This window comes from Gammaproteobacteria bacterium, assembly GCA_017999615.1.
Taxonomy (GTDB): domain Bacteria; phylum Pseudomonadota; class Gammaproteobacteria; order JAABTG01; family JAABTG01; genus JAGNLM01.
Genome location: JAGNLM010000001.1, coordinates 121,029 through 140,366, shown reverse-complemented (window position 1 = coordinate 140,366; position 19,338 = coordinate 121,029). Strand labels below are relative to the sequence as shown.

Genomic DNA, 19,338 nt, shown 5'->3' with positions numbered 1-19,338 from the left:
CAGACCGGCAGCCGCCGGCCCGCTGGCCCAAAGTCCGTCAAATCGCGAGCGTCCCCCGGTCGACCGTGAGTCCGGGACCCATCGTCGTGGAGAGCGCAACCTTCTTGAAATAGATACCCTTGGCCGCCGACGGCTTCGCGCGGTTGAGATCGTGCAGGAGCGCGTCGAGGTTCTCGCGCAGCGCCTCCACGGAGAACGACGCCTTGCCGATCCGGCAGTGGATGATGCCGCCCTTGTCGGTGCGGTAGCGCACCTGACCCGCCTTGGCGTTGCGCACCGCGCCGGCGACGTCCTGCGTCACCGTGCCCACCTTCGGGTTCGGCATCAGCCCGCGGGGGCCGAGCACGGGACCGAGCTGGCCCACCACACGCATCGCGTCGGGAGAGGCGATGACCACGTCGAAGTCCATCCGCCCGCCCTTCACCTCGGCGGCGAGATCGTCGAACCCGACGACCTCGGCACCCGCGGCGCGCGCGTTCTCGGCGTTGGCACCCTGGGCGAACACCGCGACCCGCACCTGCTTACCGGTACCCCGCGGCAGCACGGTCGCCCCGCGCACCACCTGATCGCTCTTGCGCGTGTCGACGCCGAGGTTGATCGCAACCTCCACGGACTCGTCGAACTTCGCGGTGGCGAACTGCTTCACGAGCGCGAACGCCTCCTCGATCGGATAGGCCTTGCCGGGCTCGATCTTCTCCCGCATCTCCCGCAGACGCTTGGATTCCCTGGCCATGGCTCAGCCCTCCACCACGATGCCCATGCTGCGGGCGCTGCCGGAAACCGTCCGCACCCCCGCGTCGAGGTCGGCCGCCGTGAGGTCGCGCTGCTTCAGGCGAGCGATGTCCTCGACCTGGGCGCGGGTCACCGTGCCGACCTTGTCCGTGTGGGGACTGCTGCTGCCCTTGGGGATGCCCGCCGCCTTGCGCAGGAGCACCGAGGCCGGGGGCGTCTTCAGCACGAAGGTGAAGCTGCGGTCGCTGTAGACCGTGATCACCACCGGGGTCGGCAACCCCTCCTCCATGCCCTGGGTCTGCGCGTTGAACTGCTTGCAGAACTCCATGATGTTGACGCCGCGCTGGCCGAGCGCGGGACCCACGGGCGGGCTCGGATTGGCCTTCCCCGCGGGGATCTGCAGCTTGACGTAGGCTTCTACCTTCTTTGCCACGACGAGTCTCCTTCGGGTGCAAGCGCCTGACGGCTCCCCGACTCTGGGCCCTACTCCTTCTCGACCTGGCCGAAATCCAGCTCGACAGGCGTGGGGCGTCCGAAGATCAGCACCGAAACCTTCAACTTGCTCTTGTCGTAGTTCACTTCCTCGACGACGCCGTTGAAGTCGTTGAACGGCCCGTCGATGACCCGCACCATCTCGCCCGGCTCGAACAGCACCTTCGGCCGCGGCTTCTCGGCGCCCTCCTGCACCCGCTGCAGGATCGCGTTCGCCTCCCGGTCCGTGATCGGCGCCGGACGGTCGCTGGTCCCGCCGATGAACCCCATCACCTTCGGCACGCTCTTCACCAGGTGCCAGGTGTCGTCGTTCATCTCCATCTGCACCAGCACGTAGCCGGGGAAGAACTTGCGGTCGCTGCGCCGCTTCTGGCCGTCGCGCATCTCTACGACCTCTTCGGTCGGCACCAGGACCTCGCCGAAGCTGTCCTGCAGGCCGCTCCTCTGGATGCGCTCACCCAGCATGCGCACCACCTGGTTCTCGAAGCCCGAGTACGCGTGCACGACGTACCAGCGTTTGGCCACGGCTCAGCCTCCGTGCCCGATCAGCGCCTTGATGGCCCAGGCGAGGATCATGTCGAGCAGCCAGAGGAACACCGCCACCGCGGTGACCATCGCGATCACGATGGAGGTCGTCTGGACCGTCTCCTTGCGGCTCGGCCACACGACCTTGCGGACCTCGGTGCGCGCGTCCTTGAAGAAGCCCCAGGCGGACCGGCCCTGGGTCGTGCGCAGCAGCACCGCGACCGCGCCACCGCCGAGGAGCAGGAGGACCAGCACCCGGAGCAGCAGGGAGTGACCGCCGAAGAAGTAGAACCCGCCGATGCCCACCGCCACGAGCAGCAGCGCCGCAGCCCACTTCAGGCCGTCCTGGCGGCTTTCCACGCTTTCCACGCTAGTCGTCATGCCGGTAGGATTCGATCCAGATCGTGCGCCTGAAATCGGCGCAGGGGAGCGCGGCGGACCATCCGTCCGCTGCCTCCCCGGCGCCCCGTGTCCATCGAAACGTATATGGCAGGCCAGGAGGGTCTCGAACCCCCAACCTGCGGTTTTGGAGACCGCCGCTCTGCCAATTGAGCTACTGGCCTTCGGACCCTTCCTATTCGATCACCTTCGAGACGACGCCCGCACCCACCGTGCGGCCACCCTCCCGAATCGCAAACCGCAACCCCTCTTCCATCGCAATCGGCGCAATCAAACTCGCCACCACCCTCACGTTGTCCCCCGGCATCACCATCTCTACACCCTCCGGAAGATCCACCGACCCCGTCACGTCCGTCGTCCGGAAGAAAAACTGCGGCCGATAACCCGTGAAAAACGGCGTGTGCCTCCCACCCTCCTCCTTGGACAGAACGTACACCTCCGCCTCAAACTTCGTGTGCGGCGTGATCGAACCAGGCTTCGCTAACACCTGACCACGCTCCACATCGTCCCGCTTCGTACCCCTCAACAACACCCCAATGTTGTCCCCCGCAACCCCCTCGTCCAGAAGCTTGCGGAACATCTCTACCCCCGTGCAGGTCGTCTTCACCGTGGGCTTCAACCCCACGATCTCCACCTCCTCACCTACACGCACCTTCCCTCGCTCCACACGACCCGTCACCACCGTCCCACGACCCGAAATCGAAAACACATCCTCAATCGGCATCAAAAACGGCTGGTCCACATCCCGCTTCGGCATCGGAATGTACCGGTCCATCTCCGCCACCAACTTGTAGATCGACTGCGTCCCCATCTCCGACGTGTCACCCTCCAGCGCACGCAACGCACTGCCCGTGACAATCGGCGTCTCGTCCCCAGGAAACTGGTAACTGCTCAATAACTCCCGGACCTCCATCTCCACCAACTCCAAGAGCTCCGGATCGTCCACCATGTCCGCCTTGTTCAAATACACCACGATGTACGGCACACCTACCTGACGCGCCAGCAAAATGTGCTCCCGCGTCTGCGGCATCGGCCCGTCCGCCGCACTCACCACCAGAATCGCCCCGTCCATCTGCGCCGCACCCGTGATCATGTTCTTCACATAATCCGCGTGCCCCGGACAGTCCACGTGCGCGTAGTGACGCGCATCCGTCTGGTACTCCACGTGCGCCGTCGCAATCGTAATGCCACGCGCCTTCTCCTCCGGCGCGTTGTCAATCGAGTCGTACGCCCGGAACTCACCCCCAAACTTCTCAGCCATCACCTTCGTGATCGCCGCCGTCAGCGTCGTCTTCCCGTGGTCCACGTGACCAATCGTCCCCACGTTCACGTGCGGCTTCGTACGCTCGAATTTACCCTTGGCCATGGCGATACCCCCGGGACGTTTCGGTTGACTTCAATGATTCTGGGTGGTTCGGATTTCTGTCAGATTCAGCTGGAGCCCATGACCGGAATTGAACCGGTGACCTCATCCTTACCAAGGAAGTGCTCTACCGACTGAGCTACATGGGCGGGACACGACCATTTCGAGTTCCTTCTGCTCAGCCCCCAGCGGACTCGGTCGCTGGAGCGGGTGATGGGAATCGAACCCACATCATCAGCTTGGAAGGCTGAGGTTCTACCATTGAACTACACCCGCGGCGTCGCTGACCCCGTCTTCGGGCGCCCCCAGGACCGGGAGGACGCCGTCGCGTTTGGTGGAGGGGGGAGGATTCGAACCTCCGAAGGCTGAGCCGTCAGATTTACAGTCTGATCCCTTTGACCGCTCGGGAACCCCTCCGGAACGTAAGCAGCGGATTTTGGGGGAGCGAAGGGGTCCGTGTCAACGGCCAGCCGGTCTCAGGGGCGCAGGACCCAGCCGGTGCGCCCGTCCACGACCGAACTCGGCCGGGGCAAGCCCCCGAGGGGGCCGACGAGGATCCCCTCGAGGGCCCGGCCGAAGGAGCGGCGGACCGCCAGGGCGCTGCGGGCGGGGGGACGCCCGGAGAGGTTGGCGCTGGTGGACACGAGCGGCCCGCCAAAGGCCCGGCAGAGGGCAGCGGCCACCGGGTGGGCCGTCACCCGCACCGCGACGCTCCCCCGCCCGCCCGTGACCCAGGGCCCCGCCGCCGGGCCCGCCGGCAGGACCCAGGTCACGAACCCCGGCCAGGTGGCGCAGGCCCGCGCCCAGGGCTCGCCCCGGGTGGAGACCCAGCCCTCGAGCTGCCCCGTCTCGGCGGCAATCAGGATGAGCCCCTTCAGCGACGCCCGGCGCTTGAGGGTGAGCAGGCGGGCGACGGCCCCGGGCAGGCCCGGGTCGCAGCCGAGCCCGTAGACCGATTCGGTGGGGTAGGCGACGACGCCCCCCCGGCGCAGCGCCCGCACCGCCTCGCGGAGCCGGAACGGGGACACCGGGGGCGGCGGACCCGCCGCCGGCCGGCCGGGGCGCGGGACTCGCCCGCCGGTCAACCTTCCTTCTTGGCCCGCCGCGGCCCGGGCCTGGCCGCCGGGGCCTTAGGGGCCTTGGCGGCCTTGCGGGGCTTCGGCGCGGCGGCGCCCGAGGCCGTGGATCCCTTCGGGGCCTTGGGCGTCTTGGCGGCCTTAGGGGCCCTGGCGGCCTTGGGAGCCTTGGCGGCCTTCGCCGGCGCCCGGCCCTTGCGCCCGGGCTTCCCGATCGGGGCCTCGGCCAGGAACTTCTCGCACTCCTCGAGCGTGAGCGACGCCGGGTCGCGGTCCTTCGGGATGCGTCCGTTGCGCTTGCCGTCGGTGACGTAGGGGCCGAAGCGCCCCTTCAGCACCCGCACCCCCGTCCCCTCGAAGCGGCGGATCTCGCGGGCCGCGTCGGCCTCACGCTTCGCCACGATCAACTCGAGGGCCCGCTCGAGCGAGACGGTGTAGGGGTCGTCGCCGGGCTTCAGCGACGCAAAGCTCCCCCCGAACTTCACGTACGGGCCGAAGCGGCCCACGTTGACACTGACCGGCTCCCCCTCGGGGGTCACACCGAGCTCGCGCGGCAGATGGAAGAGGGTGAGCGCCTCCTCGAGCGAGATCGTGTCGAGCCGCTGCCCGGGGCGCAGGCCGGCGAAGCGGGGCTTCTCCTCGTCCTCCGGCGTCCCGATCTGGGCGAAGGGCCCGTAGCGCCCCATCCGCACCGTCACCGGCCGGCCGCTCGCGGGGTCCGCCCCCAGCTCCCGCACCTGGGCCAGGTCCCGCCGGGAGACCGCGGCGTCCTTCTCCTTCACCTGCCCCTCGAACTCCTTCCAGAACTCCCGCAGCAACGGCACCCACTCCCGCTCGCCGCGGGAGATGGAGTCCAGGTCGTCCTCGAGGCGCGCGGTGAAGTCGTAGTCCACGTAGCGCGAGAAGTGCTCGGTGAGGAAGCGGTTCACGATGCGGCCGATGTCGGTCGGGCGGAACCGGCGGCTCTCGAGCTCGGCGTACTCGCGCTGCTGGAGGGTGGAGATGATCGACGCATAGGTCGAGGGCCGGCCGATGCCGTACTCCTCGAGGGCCTTCACCAGCGAGGCCTCGGTGTAGCGCGGGGGCGGCTCGGTGAAGTGCTGCTCCGGGCGCACCTCGAGGAGCTCCACCACCTGCCCCTCCTCGAGCGGGGGCAGCCGGCGCTCCTCGTCGTCCTCGGTGCGCTCGTCGCCGCCCTCCCGGTAGACCGCCATGAAGCCGGGGTCGGCAACGGTGGACCCGGTGGCGCGGAAGGTGTTCCCCGTCCCACAGGCGAGGTCCACCCCCACCGTGTGGAAGACCGCGGGGGTCATCTGGCAGGCGACCGTGCGCCGCCAGATGAGCTCGTAGAGGCGCAGCTGGTCCCGACTCAGGTGCGCGGCCAGCTCCTCGGGCCTGCGGCTCACCGAGGTCGGCCGCACCGCCTCGTGCGCCTCCTGGGCGTTCTTGCTCCGGTTGGTGTAGACCCGGGCGCGGTCGGGCAGCTTGTCCACACCGTAGCGCTCGGCGATGAGCCCGCGGATCTCCTCGAGCGCTTCCCGGGCGAGGGTCACCGAGTCCGTGCGCATGTAGGTGATGAGACCGACCCGGCCGCCGCCGGTGTCGACCCCCTCGTAGAGCTGCTGGGCGGTGCGCATGGCGCGCTGGGCGGAGAAGCCGAGCTTGCGCACCGCCTCCTGCTGCAGGGTGGAGGTGGTGAAGGGGGGCGCGGGGGTGCGCCGGCGCTCCTTGCGCTCCACCGAGCGCACGGTGAGCCGGCCCCCGGCCGCGGCGAGGAGCCCCTTCTGCACCCGCTTCGCCTCGGCCGCGGTGCGGATGCTGAACTGGCCGAGCTTCTCGCCCTGCCACTCGGTCAGCCGCGCCAGGAGCTCGCCGCCCTCGGCCCGGGCGTCGGCCTCCACCGTCCAGTACTCCTCTTGCTGGAAGGCCTCGATCTCCAGCTCGCGCTCCACGATGAGGCGCAGGGCCGGGCTCTGCACCCGCCCCGCAGAGAGCCCGCGCCGGATCTTCTTCCACAGCAGGGGCGAGAGGTTGAAGCCCACCAGGTAGTCGAGCGCCCGGCGCGCCTGCTGGGCGTTCACCAGCGGCATCGCGAGGTCGCGCGGGTGCGCGACGGCGTCCTGCACCGCCTGCCGGGTGACCTCGTAGAAGACCACGCGGTGCACGTCCTTGTTCTTCAGGAGCCCGCCCTCGGCGAGGAGCTCGTGCAGGTGCCAGGAGATGGCCTCCCCCTCGCGGTCCGGGTCGGTCGCGAGGTAGAGGGTGTCCGCCTTCTTCATCGCGCGGGCGATGGCGTCCACGTGGCGCTTGTTCTTCTCGATGGGCTCGTAGCGCATCTCGAAGCCGCCCGCGGTGTCGACCGCGCCCTCCCGGGCGACCAGGTCGCGCACGTGCCCGTAGGAGGCCAGCACCTGGAACTCCGGTCCGAGGTACTTGCCAATCGTGCTCGCCTTCGCGGGCGACTCGACCACCACCAGCTTGTTCCCCATCGAGCGGTCTCGCTGTTCTCCTCGGTACGTCACTCGGGCGCGGGCCGGGCGGTGGCCGCATAACGCCCGCCGCCGTGGGCCTCCACCAGGCCGCGCAGCTCGAGCAGAAGCAGGATGCTGGAGACCGCTTCGGCGGTCAATCCGCTGCGCTCGACCACGGTGTCGACCCCGACGGGGTCGAAGCCGAGGCTCTCCAGCACCCGGCGGTGGTCCGGGTCGAGGGGCTCCGCGGCGCCCCCGGCCCGCGTAGCGCCCGGCCCCAGCCCGGCGGCGGACCCGGCACCCGCCGCCCCAGACCCCGCCGCGGCGGCCTCCCCCGCGCCATCCCGGGGGACGTGCGCGAGGAGCCCCCCGAGGGCCTGGAGGACGTCGGCGGCCGATTCCACCAGCGTCGCCCCTTCGCGCAGCAGGACGTGGCAGCCACGCGCCAGGGGGTTGCGGACCGACCCCGGGACGGCGAAGACCTCCCGCCCCTCCTCCCCGGCCAGGCGCGCGGTGATGAGGGAGCCCGAGCGCAGGGCCGCCTCCACCACGAGCGTGCCGAGCGCGAGGCCGGCGATGATCCGGTTGCGGCGGGGGAAGTGCTCGGGCAACGGGGGCGTCCCCACCGGGAACTCCGAGACGAGCGCCCCTTCGGCCGCGATCCGGTGCGCAAGCTCCCGGTGGGCGGCGGGGTAGACCCGGTCGAGCCCGGTGCCAGCCACCGCGACCGTGAGCCCGCGAGCGGCGAGCGCCCCCTGGTGGGCCGCGCCGTCCACCCCGAGGGCGAGCCCGCTGGTGACGACCAGCCCGGCCGCCGCCAGATCCCGGGCGAGCTCCCGGGCGATCTCCGCGCCGCCCGGGGTGGGGTTGCGGCTGCCCACGACGGCCACCTGGGGCAGCCCGAGGACCTCGGGGTCACCGAGGACGTAGAGGACCTGGGGTGGGTCGGCGGTGCGCCGCAGCAGCTCGGGGTAGCGGGGGTCGCTCACGGGGAGGAGGTGGCGCCCGGGCTCTGCCGCCCAGGCGAGGTCCGCCTCGACGCCGGGGTCGCTCTCCTGGCGCAGGTGCTCGAGCGACTCGGCCGTGAGCCCGAGACCGGCCGGCGCGTGCCGGGCGGCCTCCAGGACCGCGCAGGCCGACCCGAACCGGGCTACGAGCGCGGCGAGACCCCGGCTGCCGAGGCCGGGGCACCGATGCAGCATCAGCCAGCAAGCGAGCTCGTCCATCCCTGGCGAACCTCGTGCGGAAGGTAGCGCCGCCGCGGCGGCCGGTCAGGCCCACCGGGTGGCCTCGCCCCTGATCCGGGGGGCTCCCCTGGGTGGGCCTCCCTCGGGGGCTCCCCTAGGGTGTCGCGACCGTGTCGCTCACGTGCATCGCCCCGGTCGCCTCCATCACCAGGGCGTAGCTTACGCGCTCGAACGGGCGCACCACCATCACCACGCCGGCGCGGCGCACGGGCAGCTCCACCTCGGGGTGGCCGCCCATGGCGTTCGCGATGGTGGCCGAGAAGATGTCGAGCGGCGTCGTGAACTTCGCCGCGTCCTCGGGGTCGTTCGGGTCCGGCACCCGGTGCATCGGCACGAAGCGGTCGGTCACCACCTCGCCCTTCTGATACACGGCGAGCACGTGCCCGGGCTGCAGCCCGTCGCGCGTGCCACGGTCGATCACCACCGCCTGGTGCAGGCCCACCTGGCTCACGCCGTCGACCACCGAGATGATGGTCCCGGTCAACTCCTCGTCCGGGGGGCGCGGCAGGAACGGCTCCCGGAGGACGTCGTCCTCGAGCGGCAGCAGGCGGTCGCCGGGCTGCACCTCGCGGGTGGAGCGGGTGACGAGCAGCGTGGCCGGGTCACCGGCCTCCTCGAGCACCGCGTTGCCCACGTAGATCGCCTGGTAGCCCAGCACCTCTTCCGTCCCCGGCGAGCGGTACTCGGGCCCCTGGCGGTAGATCCCGAAGCGCTCGACGGAGGTGTCGGCGAGCCGGCGGGCGAAGACGGCGTGCCCGGCGGTGCCCACCAGGTGCTCGCGCCCGGCGGCCAGCACGTAGGGGGCGCTGGTCAGGTCGTCGAACTCGAGCACCCGCGACTCGGTGATGAAGGGCCCGATGGCCTCCACCGGGATCACGGGGATGGCGCGCTCGATGGGGGTCTCGCGCACCCCCGGGGAGAGCTTCACCACGCCGGGGCGGCGGGCCTGCTGGGCGCGGTGGGCGCGGACCACGGGCTTGCCGTTCACGTACTCGAGCGTCAGGAGGTCGCCCGGGTAGATCAGGTCGGGGTTCCGGACCTGGGGGTTGGCCCGCCAGATCTTCGGCCAGTGCCAGGGCTCGCGCAGGTAGTGCCCGGCGATGTCCCACAGGGTGTCGCCGCGCTTGACCGTGTACCGTTCGGGTGCCCCCGGAGCGAGATCGACGGCGCCCGCCGCGAGCGGCAGGGCGAGCGCGAGGGTCAGGAGAACGGAACCGATGCGCGTGCTGTCCATGGTGGTCCCTCGAGAGTCCGGGTCCTGGAAACGACCCGAAAATCAGTTCGAATTATGGACTTAGAAAAGACTGATTACCAAGTTTCTTGATCCGGGCCGGCCCTGGCGGCAACGATGTGTGAGAAAACAGCCACTTGAGTCCCCCCAGGGCTTGTGTTCCGGGCCTGCCGCCCTTACTGTGGATCGAACGAGACCGCGCCCCGAGCACCCACCCATGGCCAAGCTTCCCATCCTGCACTTCCCCGACGCCCGGCTGCGCCGCACGGCCAAGCCCGTGGAAAAGGTCGACGCCGATATACAGCGCCTGCTCGACGACATGCTTGAGACGATGTACGACGCTCCTGGGATCGGGTTGGCAGCCGTGCAGGTCAACGTGCCGCTGCGGGCCGTGGTCATCGACGTCTCGGAGGAGCACGACCAGCCGCTCTGCCTCGTCAACCCGGTCATCGTGGAGCGCCGTGGCACCGAGGAGATGGACGAGGGGTGCCTCTCGGTCCCCGGGTTCTACGAGCCGGTGGAGCGCTCCGAGTGGGTCCGGGTCCGGGCGCTCGGCCGGGAAGGTGAGCCGATCGAGATCGAGACCGACGGGCTGCTCGCCGTCTGCATCCAGCACGAGCTGGACCACCTCGACGGCAAGCTCTTCGTCGACTACCTCTCCTCGCTCAAGCGCAACCGCATCCGCAAGAAGCTCGAGAAGGCCGACCGGGAGCACACCGCGCCCGGCACACCGGCCAGCGCCGCGCACCCCGCGATCTAGTGCGCATCGTCTTCGCGGGCACCCCGGAGTTCGCCGCCGCGCACCTGGCGGCGCTGCTCGAGGCCGGGGAGACCGTGGCCGCGGTCTACACCCAGCCGGACCGCCCGGCGGGGCGGGGCCAGCGCCTGCGCGAGAGCCCGGTGAAGCAGCTGGCCGCCGCCCGGGGGATCCCCGTGCTGCAGCCGGAGAGCTTGCGCGGGGCGGAGGCCGCCGAGGCGCTCGCCCGCATCGCCCCCGACCTGATGGTGGTGGTCGCCTACGGGCTCCTCCTCCCCCGGGCGGTGCTCGCCACCCCCCGCCTCGGCTGCGTGAACGTCCACGCCTCCCTCCTCCCCCGCTGGCGCGGCGCCGCCCCCATCCAGCGCGCCATCCTCGCCGGGGACGCCGAGAGCGGGGTCTCCCTGATGCAGATGGACGAGGGGCTGGACACCGGGCCCGTGCTGCGCACCGCGCCCTGCCCCATCGCGCCCCGGGACACCGCCGCGACCCTGCACGACCGCCTGGCGGCCCTCGGCGCCAGGGCGCTCGTCGAGCTCGTGCGGGACCTGCGCGAGGGCCCCGTCGCCGCCGTCGCCCAGACCGAGGCCGGGGTCACCTACGCCCGCAAGATCGAGCGCGCGGAGGCGGAGATCGACTGGCAGGAGGACGCCGCCGCGATCGAGCGCCGCGTGCGGGCGTTCAACCCCTGGCCGGTGGCACGGACCACCCTCGGCGGGGAGATCCTGCGGGTGTGGGAGGCCGAGGCGCTCGGACGGGACGGGGACAGGGCACGCGGGGGGGACGGGCCCGGGGCGCTCGGAGGGGATGAGGACAGCGCACGCGGGGGGGACGGGCCCCGGGCCGAGCCCGGAGAGGTCCTCGCCGCGGGGCGCGAAGGCATCGAGGTCGCCGCCGGGGCGGGGCGGCTGCGCATCACGGGGATGCAGCTTCCCGGCGGGCGCCCCATCCGGGCCGCGGACTACCTGAACGCCCACCCGTCCCCGGTCGGCGCGGTGCTCGGCAGAGCCCATTGAACGCCCGCTCCGCGGCGCTGGGCGCCCTCCTCGGGGTGCTGGAGGACGGGGAGAGCTTGAGCCTCGCCCTGCCGCGCGCCGTCGCGGGGCTCGCGGACCCCCGGGACCGGGCGCTCGCGGAGGAGCTGGCCTACGGGGTGCTGCGCTGGCTGCCGCGCCTGGAGGCGGTGCTCGGGCAGGTGCTGGAGCGCCCGCTGAAGCCCCGGGAGACCCTCGTGCGCGCCGCCCTGCTCCTCGGCGCCCACCAGCTCCTGCACACCCGCATCCCGCCCTACGCCGCGGTCGCCGAGACCGTCGCGCTCCTCGACGCCTCGGGGCGCGGCTGGGCGAGGGGGCTCGCGAACGCCGTGCTGCGGCGCATCGACCGGGAGCGGGCGGCACTCCTTGCCCGCGCCGAGGCGAGCGACGAGGGGCGCTGGGCCCACCCCGCCTGGCTGGTGGACGCGATCCGCCGCGCCTGGCCGGAGGACTGGGAGCGGGTCCTCACCGCGAACAACACCCACCCGCCCCTCACCCTGCGGGTCAACGCCCTGCGCACGACCCGCGAGGCCTACCGGGACCGGCTCGCCGCCGCGGGCCTCGCCGCCCACCCCGCGCCCCACGCCCCCCAGGGCCTCGTGGTGGACCCGCCCGTCGGTGTCGAGCGCCTGCCGGGCTTCGCCGAGGGGCTCTGCTCGGTCCAGGACGCCGCGGCCCAGCTGGCCGCCGCCCTCCTCGCCCCTGCCCCCGGGGACCGGGTGCTCGACGCCTGCGCCGCGCCGGGCGGGAAGACCGCGCACCTCCTGGAGCTCGAGCCCCGGGTGGCCGAGCTGGTGGCGGTGGAGCGGGACCCCCAGCGCGCCCGGCGCCTGGAGGCGACCCTCGCGCGGCTGGGGCTCCACGCCACCACGCTCGTCGCCGACGCCGCCGAGCCCGGCGCCTGGTGGGACGGCCGCCCCTTCCAGCGCATCCTGCTCGACGCCCCCTGCTCGGCCACCGGCGTCATCCGCCGCCACCCGGACATCAAGACCCGCCGCTCCACGGCCCAGATCGCCGCCCTCGCCGCCGCCCAGCAGCGGCTCCTCGAGGGGCTCTGGCCGCTGCTGGCTCCCGGCGGGGTGCTGTTGTACGCTACCTGTTCGGTCTTTCCCGAGGAAAACGAGGAGCCGCTCACCCGCTTCCTCGCCGTCCACGCCGAGGCGCAGCTGGCGCCCCTGGACGCGCCGTGGGGACGGGCCCGAACCGCCGGCCGGCAGATCCTGCCGGGAGACGATGGGATGGATGGCTTCTTCTACGCGCTCGTTCGCCGCAGGGGTTGACCGTTGCAGGCCGGCTCCCTGACGGCGCGGCTCGGCTGGGTGCTCCTGGCCGCTTTCCTCTTTGCCCCGGCGCACGCGGGCGAGGGAGGTTTTCGCGTGCGCGAGGTCCAGTCCCGCCTGGTCGAGGGGGTCTACCGCGTGGACGCCACCGTGGACCTCGACTTGAGCCGCTCGGCCCGGCGCGCCCTCGAGAGCGGGGTCGCCCTGCCCCTCCTCTACCGCTTCCGCATCCTGCGCAGCCGTGACTACCTCTGGGACGCCGAGGTCGCCGAGCTCAACCAGCGCTACCGCATCGAGTACCACGCCTTGAGCGAGCGCTACGTGCTCGTGAACGTCAACGCCGGTACCGGGCAGGCCTACTCGAGCCTCACCGAGGCCCTGCACGCCATCGAGAACCTGAAGTCGTTCCCGCTCATCGACGCCGAGCTCCTGCGGCCCGGCCCGCGCTACGTGGGCACGCTCCAGGTGCTGGTGGACAGCGAGGCCTTGCCGGTCCCGCTCCGGCTGCAGACCTGGGTGAACAACGCCTGGCGGCTCGACAGCCAGCCCCTCCAATGGCCGCTCAACCCCTGATCCGCTGGGTCTCGGGCGTCGGACCGCTCGCTGTTCTGACCCTCGTCCTGCTGGCGGCGCTCCTCCTGATGAGCACCGCCACCGAGAACTCGGCCGCCTTCGGCCGGCTCTACACGCTCCTCATCGTGGTGAGCCTGGTGGGCCTCGCCCTCCTCGCCACCCTCATCACCGTGAACCTGGTGCGGCTGCTGCGCCAGCGCCACGCGGGCGTCGCCGGCTCGCGCCTCGCCACCCGCATGGTGCTCATGTTCGTGCTGGTCGCGGGCACGCCGGTCCTGGTGGTCTTCTACTTCTCGCTGCAGCTCCTCGAGCGCGGCATCGACAGCTGGTTCGACGTACAGGTGGACCGGGCCCTCACCGACGCCCTGGAGTTGAGCCGCAGCGCCCTCGACACGCGCATGCGCGAGGTCCACCGCCAGACCCGGCAGGCCGCGGGCGACCTCGCCGGGGTGCCGAAGGAGCTCGCCGCCGCGCGCCTGGACGAGGTCCGCGAGCGCGCCGACGCCGTGGAGATGTCGGTGCTCTCGGCCCAGGGGCGGGTGCTCGCGGCAAACAGCGCCGACACCGCGACCCTCCTCCCGCACCGCCCGGACGACGCGGTGCTCCTGCAGGCGCGCCAGTCCGGGAGCTACGTCGGCCTCGACCCCCTGCCCCGCGCCGGGCTCGTCATCCGATCCATCGAGCGGGTCCCCGACCTCACGCCCTCCTACGAGAGCCGCTTCCTGCAGGCCCTCTACCCGGTCGCCGAGCGCATGAGCGCCCTCGCCGACACCGTGCAGTCCGCCTTCGCCAAGTACCGGGAGCTCACCTACCTGCGGGGGTCGCTGAAGACGAGCTTCATCCTCACCCTCTCGCTCGCCGTGGTCCTGAGCCTCCTCGGCGCGGTGTGGGCGGCGATCTTCTCCAGCCGCAGCCTCGCCGCGCCCATCCGCGACCTCGCCGAGGGAACCCGGGCGGTCGCGGGCGGCGACCTCGAGACCCAGCTGCCCCAGTCGAGCCGCGACGAGATGGGCTTCCTGGTGCAGTCCTTCAACGAGATGACGCGCCAGCTGGCGCGCGCCCGGGACGAGGCCCGCCGCAGCCAGGAGGCGGTGGAGGCCCAGCGTACCTCCCTCCAGGCCCTCCTCGCGCAGCTCTCCTCCGGGGTGGTCACGGTGGACCGGGAGCGGCGCCTCGGCACCGCCAACAACGCGGCGGGCCAGATCCTCGACCTGGACCTCGAGGCCGAGACCGGCCGCCCCCTGCGCGCCATCGCCGAGACCCACGCCCACCTGCAGCCGGTCATCGACGCCTTCGAGCGCCACCTGGAGGGCGAGGCCACCGAGTGGCGCGAGGAGGTGACGCTGTTCGGGCCGGTGGGCCGGCAGGTGCTCATGTGCCGGGGCACCCCGCTCGCGGGCCTCGGCGGCGAGCACGTGGTGGTCTTCGACGACATCACCGCGGTCATCCAGGCCCAGCGCGACGCCGCCTGGAGCGAGGTGGCCCGGCGCCTCGCCCACGAGATCAAGAACCCGCTCACCCCCATCCAGCTCTCGGCCGAGCGCCTGCGCCACAAGTACCTGGACAAGATGCAGGACAAGGACCGGGAGGTCATGGACCGCCTCACCCACACCATCATCCAGCAGGTGGACTCGATGAAGGAGATGGTGAACGCCTTCTCGAGCTACGCCCGCAGCCCCCAGGTCCGCCTCGAGCCCGCGAGCCTGAACGACCTCGCCCGGGAGGTGGTGGAGCTCTACCGGTACAATCGGGGGGCCACCCCCATCGAGGCCACCCTCGACCCCCGGGTCCCGACGCTCGAGCTCGACACCGGCCGGGTGCGTCAGGTCCTGCACAATCTGATCAAGAATGCCCTCGAGGCCTGCGAGGGCCGCGAGGGGTGCGCGGTCGCCGTGCGCACCCGGCTCGTCGAGGAGAAGGGCAAGCGGCAGGTGGAGATCGCCGTCGAGGACAACGGGCCGGGCTTCACCCCGGACGTGCTCGAGCGGGTCTTCGACCCCTACGTCACCACCAAGAGCCGGGGCACCGGCCTCGGGCTCGCGATCGTGAAGAAGATCGTGGAAGAGCACGGCGGCATGGTCCGCGCCCAGGCCCGCGCCGAGGGCGGGGCCCGCGTGCTGGCACGGCTGCCCGCGGCGAGCGGGGCAGCCCGGCGTGAGACGGAGCCGAAGGAGGGCTGATGAGCGCACCCTACATCCTGGTGGTCGACGACGAGCCGGACATCCGCGAGATCGTCCGCGAGATCCTGGAAGACGAGGGCTACCAGGTGGGCCTCGCAGAGAACGCCGCCGCGGCCCGCGAGTCCCGCCGCGCGCGCCGCCCCGACGCCACGCTGCTCGACATCTGGATGCCGGACACCGACGGCATCACGCTGCTCAAGGAGTGGTCCGAGAGCGGCGAGAACGACACCCCCATCATCATGATGTCGGGCCACGGCACGGTGGAGACCGCGGTGGAGGCCACGCGCCTCGGGGCCTACGACTTCATCGAGAAGCCCCTCTCGATGGCGAAGCTGCTCCTCACGGTGAAGCACGCCCTCGAGTCCGCGCGCCTGAAGCACGAGAACATCGGCCTGAAGCGCCAGGCCCAGCCCGAGGCCGAGCCCATCGGGCGGAGCTCCGTGATGCAGGCCCTGCGCCAGCAGGTGCGCCGCATCGGCCAGCACGACGCCGCCGTGCTGGTGACCGGCGAGCCCGGCAGCGGCCGCCAGGTGGTGGCGCGCTTCCTGCACGCCAACAGCTCCCGGGCCGCGGGGCCGTTCGTCGACGTGGGCGTCGCGGGCATGACCTGGGACGGCTCGGCGGTCGAGCTCTTCGGCAGCGAGGACGGCAGCCGCGTGCACTACGGCTGGCTCGAGCAGGCGAGCGCCGGCACGCTCTTCCTGAACGACATCGCCGACATGGACCTCGCCACCCAGGCCCGGCTCCTCGGGGCGCTGCAGCAGCGCGCGCTCCTGCGGGTGGGGGCCAAGGAGCCGGTGCAGATCGACGTGCGGATCGTCGCCGCGACCAGCCGCAACCTCGGCGAGGAGGTCGCCGCCCGGCGCTTCCGCGAGGACCTCTACTACCACCTGAACGTGGTCCCGCTGCAGGTCCCGGCCCTGCGCGAGCACGCCGAGGACATCCCCGAGCTCCTCGAGTTCTACGTCAACCAGTTCGCGGTGCAGGACAAGCTGCCGTACCGGCGCTTCGCGATGGCGGCGCAGAACTATCTGCGCCAGTACAGCTGGCCCGGCAACGTGCGCGAGCTGAAGAACCTCGTCCAGCGCCTCCTCATCCTCGGCACCGAGGACGAGATCGACCAGGAGGAGGTGGAGACCGCGCTCGGCGCCATGCCGCGCAAGACCGTCCCCGGGCAGCTCCCGGGCTTCGACCTGCCGCTCCGCGAGGCGCGCGACCTCTTCGAGAAGGCCTACCTCGAGCACCTGCTGCAGATCTCCGGGGGCAACGTCTCCAAGGTCGCCCAGCGCGCGGGGCTCGAGCGCACCCACCTCTACCGCAAGCTACGCGCCCTCGGGGTAGACACCAAGAAGGTCACGGGCGGCCCATGAAGATCATCATCCTCGGCGCGGGCCAGGTCGGCAGCTCGGTCGCCGAGAACCTGGCGAGCGAGGCGAACGACATCACCGTGGTCGACTCCGACCCGGCGGGGCTCGAGCGCCTGCGCGACCGGCTCGACATCCGCACCGTGCTCGGGCGCGGCTCCCACCCCGACGTGCTGGAGCAGGCGGGGGCCGAGGACGCCGACATGATCCTCGCGGTCACCAACAGCGACGAGACGAACATGATCGCCTGCCAGGTGGCCTACACCCTCTTCCACACCCCCACCAAGATCGCGCGCGTGCGCGCCGGGGAGTACCTGAGCCACCAGGAGCTCTTCGGCCAGGAGGCGCTGCCGGTCGACGTGATGATCAGCCCCGAGCAGCTCGTCACCGAATACATCCAGAGCCTGGTGGAGACCCCGGGCGCGATGCAGGTGCTCGACTTCACCGGCGGCCGGGTGCGCCTGGTCGCGGTCAAGGCCTACCACGGCGGGCCGCTGGTCGGCCAGGAGCTGCGCACCCTGCGCGAGCACATGCCGCGGGTCGACGCGCGGGTCGCGGCCATCTTCCGCCAGGGCCGTCCGATCATCCCCGAGGGGGCCACCGTCATCGAGGCCGACGACGAGGTCTTCTTCATCGCCGCCCGCGAGAACATCCGCAAGGTGATGAGCGAGCTGCGCGAGATGGACAAGCCCGTGAAGCGCGTGCTGCTGGCCGGCGGCGGCAACATTGGGCTTCGCCTCGCGCGCGCGCTCGAGGGCCACTACCAGGTCAGGCTCGTCGAGCGCGACCCGGCGCGGGCGCGGTTCCTCTCCGAGCAGCTCGACCGCACCATCGTGCTCACGGGCGACGCCGCGGACCAGGACCTGATGAGCGAGGAGCACGTGGACTCGGCGGACGTCTTCTGCGCGGTCACCAACGACGACGAGGTGAACATCCTCGCGGCGATGCTCGCCAAGCGCATGGGCGCGCGCCGGGTGATGGCGCTCATCAACCGGGCGGCTTACGTGGACCTGGTGCAGGGCGGGGCGATCGACATCGCCATCTCGCCCCAGCAGGCCACCATCGGCACGCTCCTCGCCCACGTGCGCCGGGGCGACGTGGTGATGGTGCACAGCCTGCGCCGGGGCGCGGCCGAGGCCATCGAGGCCATCGCCCACGGCGACCCCAAGACCTCCCGGGTCGTGGGCCGGCGCGTCGACCAGATCCCGCTCCCCCCCGGCACCACCATCGCCGCCGTGGTGCGCGGCGACACGGTCCTCATCGCCCACCACGACACGCTCATCGAGTCCGAAGACCACGTCATCCTGTTCCTCGTGGACAAGCGCCGCGTCGCCGACGTGGAGCGGCTGTTCCAGGTGGGCGTGACCTTCATTTAAAAATGGGGACATTCTGCTTTTCCGCAGAGCCAGGCGGGGCGCGGGTTTCGGGGGGTGGGGCCGAGGATGGGCGAGATGGGAACGATCCGGACTTCCGATCGAGAGGGAGGTGAGAGTCACATGACATCCGCCCTGCGCAAGGTCGTTGCCGCGGTGCTCGCCGCGGGCGTGGCGCCGCTCTCCTGGGCGGCCGACTTCTCGAGCGAGCCCTATCTGCTGCGCCTGTTCCTCGGACTCGACCGCGCCAGCAACTACGCCGACACCGCCGGCCGCCAGGCCTCCATCGCCTTTCCGGGGGGCTCCTCCGTGAACCCCGCGGGCGACGCGGCACGGCCCCGTCAGCGCACCGAGGTGACGCTCACCGGGATTGGCGCGACCGGTGACCACGGGTCCACGCTCCTCGCCTTCCCGGCGACCCTGGCGGTGCCGACCGACGAGAACACAGTGCTCTCGTTCGCCTACGCCTACACCGACACCCCGGACGCCGACACCCGGCAGGGCCTCGAGAACCACATCCGGTCCAACGAATTCTTCCTCGGTCTCGCGCGGCGCCTGACGCCGGCGACCTCCGTGGGCGGCCAGGTGCGGGTGGTGGATTCCACCATCGACGAGGAGTCCCGCGCGGCGTTGAACATCCCGGCCCGGCTCGAGGTCGACGTGCGCTCCGTCGACCTGACCCTCGGGGTGCAGACGGACCTCACAGACAGCGTGCGCCTCGGCGCCATGGCGAACGTCGGGCGCGGCACGACGACGGACACGGTCCAGAACCTCGCCCCCATCCCCGTCTTTCCACCGTTCGTCGTCATCCCCTCGGGCACCGAGCTCGACCGGTTCGACGACACCATCTACACGGGGTCGGCAGGGGTGGGCGCCGCCTACCTGCCCTCGCCCGCCCTGGGAGTCTTCGCCGACGCGACGTACGACCGGGTGCACAGCCGCGTGGGCGGCCACGCGGACATCGGGCGCTTCGCGCTCGGGGTGGAGTCCCGCCCGGGACCGGCCTGGCTCGCCCTGCGGGCAGGCTGGACGCTCGACACGGAGTCCGAGAGCACCCTCAGCGCCGGCCTCGGGCTCTACCCCACGAAGGGCGTGCGGGTGGACCTCGCGGTGCAGCGCAACGCCGCCCCCGAGATCCACCGCGAGTTCGGGCGGATGGACCTGCTCACCGCCTCGGTGGCCTTCGACTTCTGACCTGAAAATGGGGACATTGTGGGTTTCCGCAACCCCAGGCGGGGCGC

The 19,338-nt window shown here is 71.6% G+C and carries 17 protein-coding genes and 4 tRNA genes; 8 read left to right on the top strand and 13 right to left on the bottom strand.

All coding sequences use genetic code 11. The annotated features are described in order from the left end of the window. Positions 1 to 37: 37 nt before the first annotated feature. The 13 genes from rplA to KA217_00555 all read right to left on the bottom strand — a co-directional run bounded on the left by rplA (position 38) and on the right by KA217_00555 (position 9,539). Positions 38 to 733 carry a 50S ribosomal protein L1 gene (gene rplA, locus KA217_00615; GenBank protein ID MBP7710954.1) on the bottom strand — a complete coding sequence of 232 codons (696 nt, stop codon included), beginning with the start codon at positions 731 to 733 and terminating at the stop codon, positions 38 to 40. A gap of 3 nt (positions 734 to 736) precedes the next feature. After that, entirely contained in the window at positions 737 to 1,165 is a 429-nt protein-coding gene (gene rplK / locus KA217_00610) for a 50S ribosomal protein L11 (protein MBP7710953.1), read from the bottom strand. Between the two features lie 50 nt (positions 1,166 to 1,215). Further along, positions 1,216 to 1,749 carry a transcription termination/antitermination protein NusG gene (nusG, locus tag KA217_00605; GenBank protein MBP7710952.1) on the bottom strand — a complete coding sequence of 178 codons (534 nt, stop codon included), beginning with the start codon at positions 1,747 to 1,749 and terminating at the stop codon, positions 1,216 to 1,218. A gap of 3 nt (positions 1,750 to 1,752) precedes the next feature. Next, positions 1,753 to 2,130: a preprotein translocase subunit SecE gene (secE, locus tag KA217_00600; protein ID MBP7710951.1), complete on the bottom strand. Its 378-nt coding sequence runs from the start codon at positions 2,128 to 2,130 to the stop codon at positions 1,753 to 1,755. Positions 2,131 to 2,236: 106 nt separating this feature from the next. Continuing rightward, positions 2,237 to 2,312, bottom strand: a tRNA-Trp gene (locus tag KA217_00595). 11 nt (positions 2,313 to 2,323) lie between these two features. After that, complete coding sequence (tuf, locus tag KA217_00590; protein ID MBP7710950.1) at positions 2,324 to 3,514, bottom strand: elongation factor Tu; 1,191 nt, start codon at positions 3,512 to 3,514, stop codon at positions 2,324 to 2,326. A 70-nt stretch (positions 3,515 to 3,584) separates the two neighbouring features. Then, positions 3,585 to 3,660: transfer RNA gene (locus KA217_00585), tRNA-Thr, on the bottom strand. Positions 3,661 to 3,713: 53 nt separating this feature from the next. After that, positions 3,714 to 3,787, bottom strand: a tRNA-Gly gene (locus KA217_00580). Between the two features lie 56 nt (positions 3,788 to 3,843). Continuing rightward, positions 3,844 to 3,928: transfer RNA gene (locus KA217_00575), tRNA-Tyr, on the bottom strand. A gap of 59 nt (positions 3,929 to 3,987) precedes the next feature. Further along, positions 3,988 to 4,539 (bottom strand): L-threonylcarbamoyladenylate synthase, encoded by a 552-nt coding sequence (locus KA217_00570; protein ID MBP7710949.1) that lies wholly within the window; start codon positions 4,537 to 4,539, stop codon positions 3,988 to 3,990. Between the two features lie 53 nt (positions 4,540 to 4,592). Beyond that, the gene (locus KA217_00565; protein MBP7710948.1) at positions 4,593 to 7,076 is read right to left on the bottom strand and encodes a DNA topoisomerase I; all 2,484 of its coding nucleotides are present in this window, start codon (positions 7,074 to 7,076) and stop codon (positions 4,593 to 4,595) included. A gap of 29 nt (positions 7,077 to 7,105) precedes the next feature. Continuing rightward, on the bottom strand, positions 7,106 to 8,284 hold the full coding sequence (gene dprA, locus KA217_00560; GenBank protein ID MBP7710947.1) for a DNA-processing protein DprA: 1,179 nt from the start codon (positions 8,282 to 8,284) through the stop codon (positions 7,106 to 7,108). 115 nt (positions 8,285 to 8,399) lie between these two features. Next, positions 8,400 to 9,539 carry a LysM peptidoglycan-binding domain-containing protein gene (locus KA217_00555; GenBank protein ID MBP7710946.1) on the bottom strand — a complete coding sequence of 380 codons (1,140 nt, stop codon included), beginning with the start codon at positions 9,537 to 9,539 and terminating at the stop codon, positions 8,400 to 8,402. Between the two features lie 214 nt (positions 9,540 to 9,753). Between KA217_00555 and KA217_00550 the strand changes: the two genes are divergently transcribed. The 8 genes from KA217_00550 (at position 9,754) to KA217_00515 (ending at position 19,291) form a co-directional block, all read left to right on the top strand. Beyond that, complete coding sequence (locus KA217_00550; protein MBP7710945.1) at positions 9,754 to 10,296, top strand: peptide deformylase; 543 nt, start codon at positions 9,754 to 9,756, stop codon at positions 10,294 to 10,296. Next, positions 10,296 to 11,309 carry a methionyl-tRNA formyltransferase gene (fmt, locus tag KA217_00545; GenBank protein MBP7710944.1) on the top strand — a complete coding sequence of 338 codons (1,014 nt, stop codon included), beginning with the start codon at positions 10,296 to 10,298 and terminating at the stop codon, positions 11,307 to 11,309. Before KA217_00550 ends, fmt begins: the two co-directional genes overlap by 1 nt. After that, on the top strand, positions 11,306 to 12,607 hold the full coding sequence (gene rsmB, locus KA217_00540; protein ID MBP7710943.1) for a 16S rRNA (cytosine(967)-C(5))-methyltransferase RsmB: 1,302 nt from the start codon (positions 11,306 to 11,308) through the stop codon (positions 12,605 to 12,607). The genes fmt and rsmB overlap by 4 nt, the downstream gene beginning before the upstream one ends. 3 nt (positions 12,608 to 12,610) lie before the next feature. Then, complete coding sequence (locus tag KA217_00535; GenBank protein MBP7710942.1) at positions 12,611 to 13,180, top strand: DUF4390 domain-containing protein; 570 nt, start codon at positions 12,611 to 12,613, stop codon at positions 13,178 to 13,180. Beyond that, entirely contained in the window at positions 13,162 to 15,360 is a 2,199-nt protein-coding gene (locus KA217_00530; protein ID MBP7710941.1) for a HAMP domain-containing protein, read from the top strand. Before KA217_00535 ends, KA217_00530 begins: the two co-directional genes overlap by 19 nt. Next, complete coding sequence (locus KA217_00525) at positions 15,360 to 16,730, top strand: sigma-54-dependent Fis family transcriptional regulator (protein ID MBP7710940.1); 1,371 nt, start codon at positions 15,360 to 15,362, stop codon at positions 16,728 to 16,730. Before KA217_00530 ends, KA217_00525 begins: the two co-directional genes overlap by 1 nt. Beyond that, positions 16,727 to 18,100: a Trk system potassium transporter TrkA gene (trkA, locus tag KA217_00520; GenBank protein MBP7710939.1), complete on the top strand. Its 1,374-nt coding sequence runs from the start codon at positions 16,727 to 16,729 to the stop codon at positions 18,098 to 18,100. The genes KA217_00525 and trkA overlap by 4 nt, the downstream gene beginning before the upstream one ends. 120 nt (positions 18,101 to 18,220) lie before the next feature. Next, positions 18,221 to 19,291 carry a hypothetical protein gene (locus KA217_00515; GenBank protein MBP7710938.1) on the top strand — a complete coding sequence of 357 codons (1,071 nt, stop codon included), beginning with the start codon at positions 18,221 to 18,223 and terminating at the stop codon, positions 19,289 to 19,291. The last annotated feature ends 47 nt before the right edge of the window (positions 19,292 to 19,338 follow it).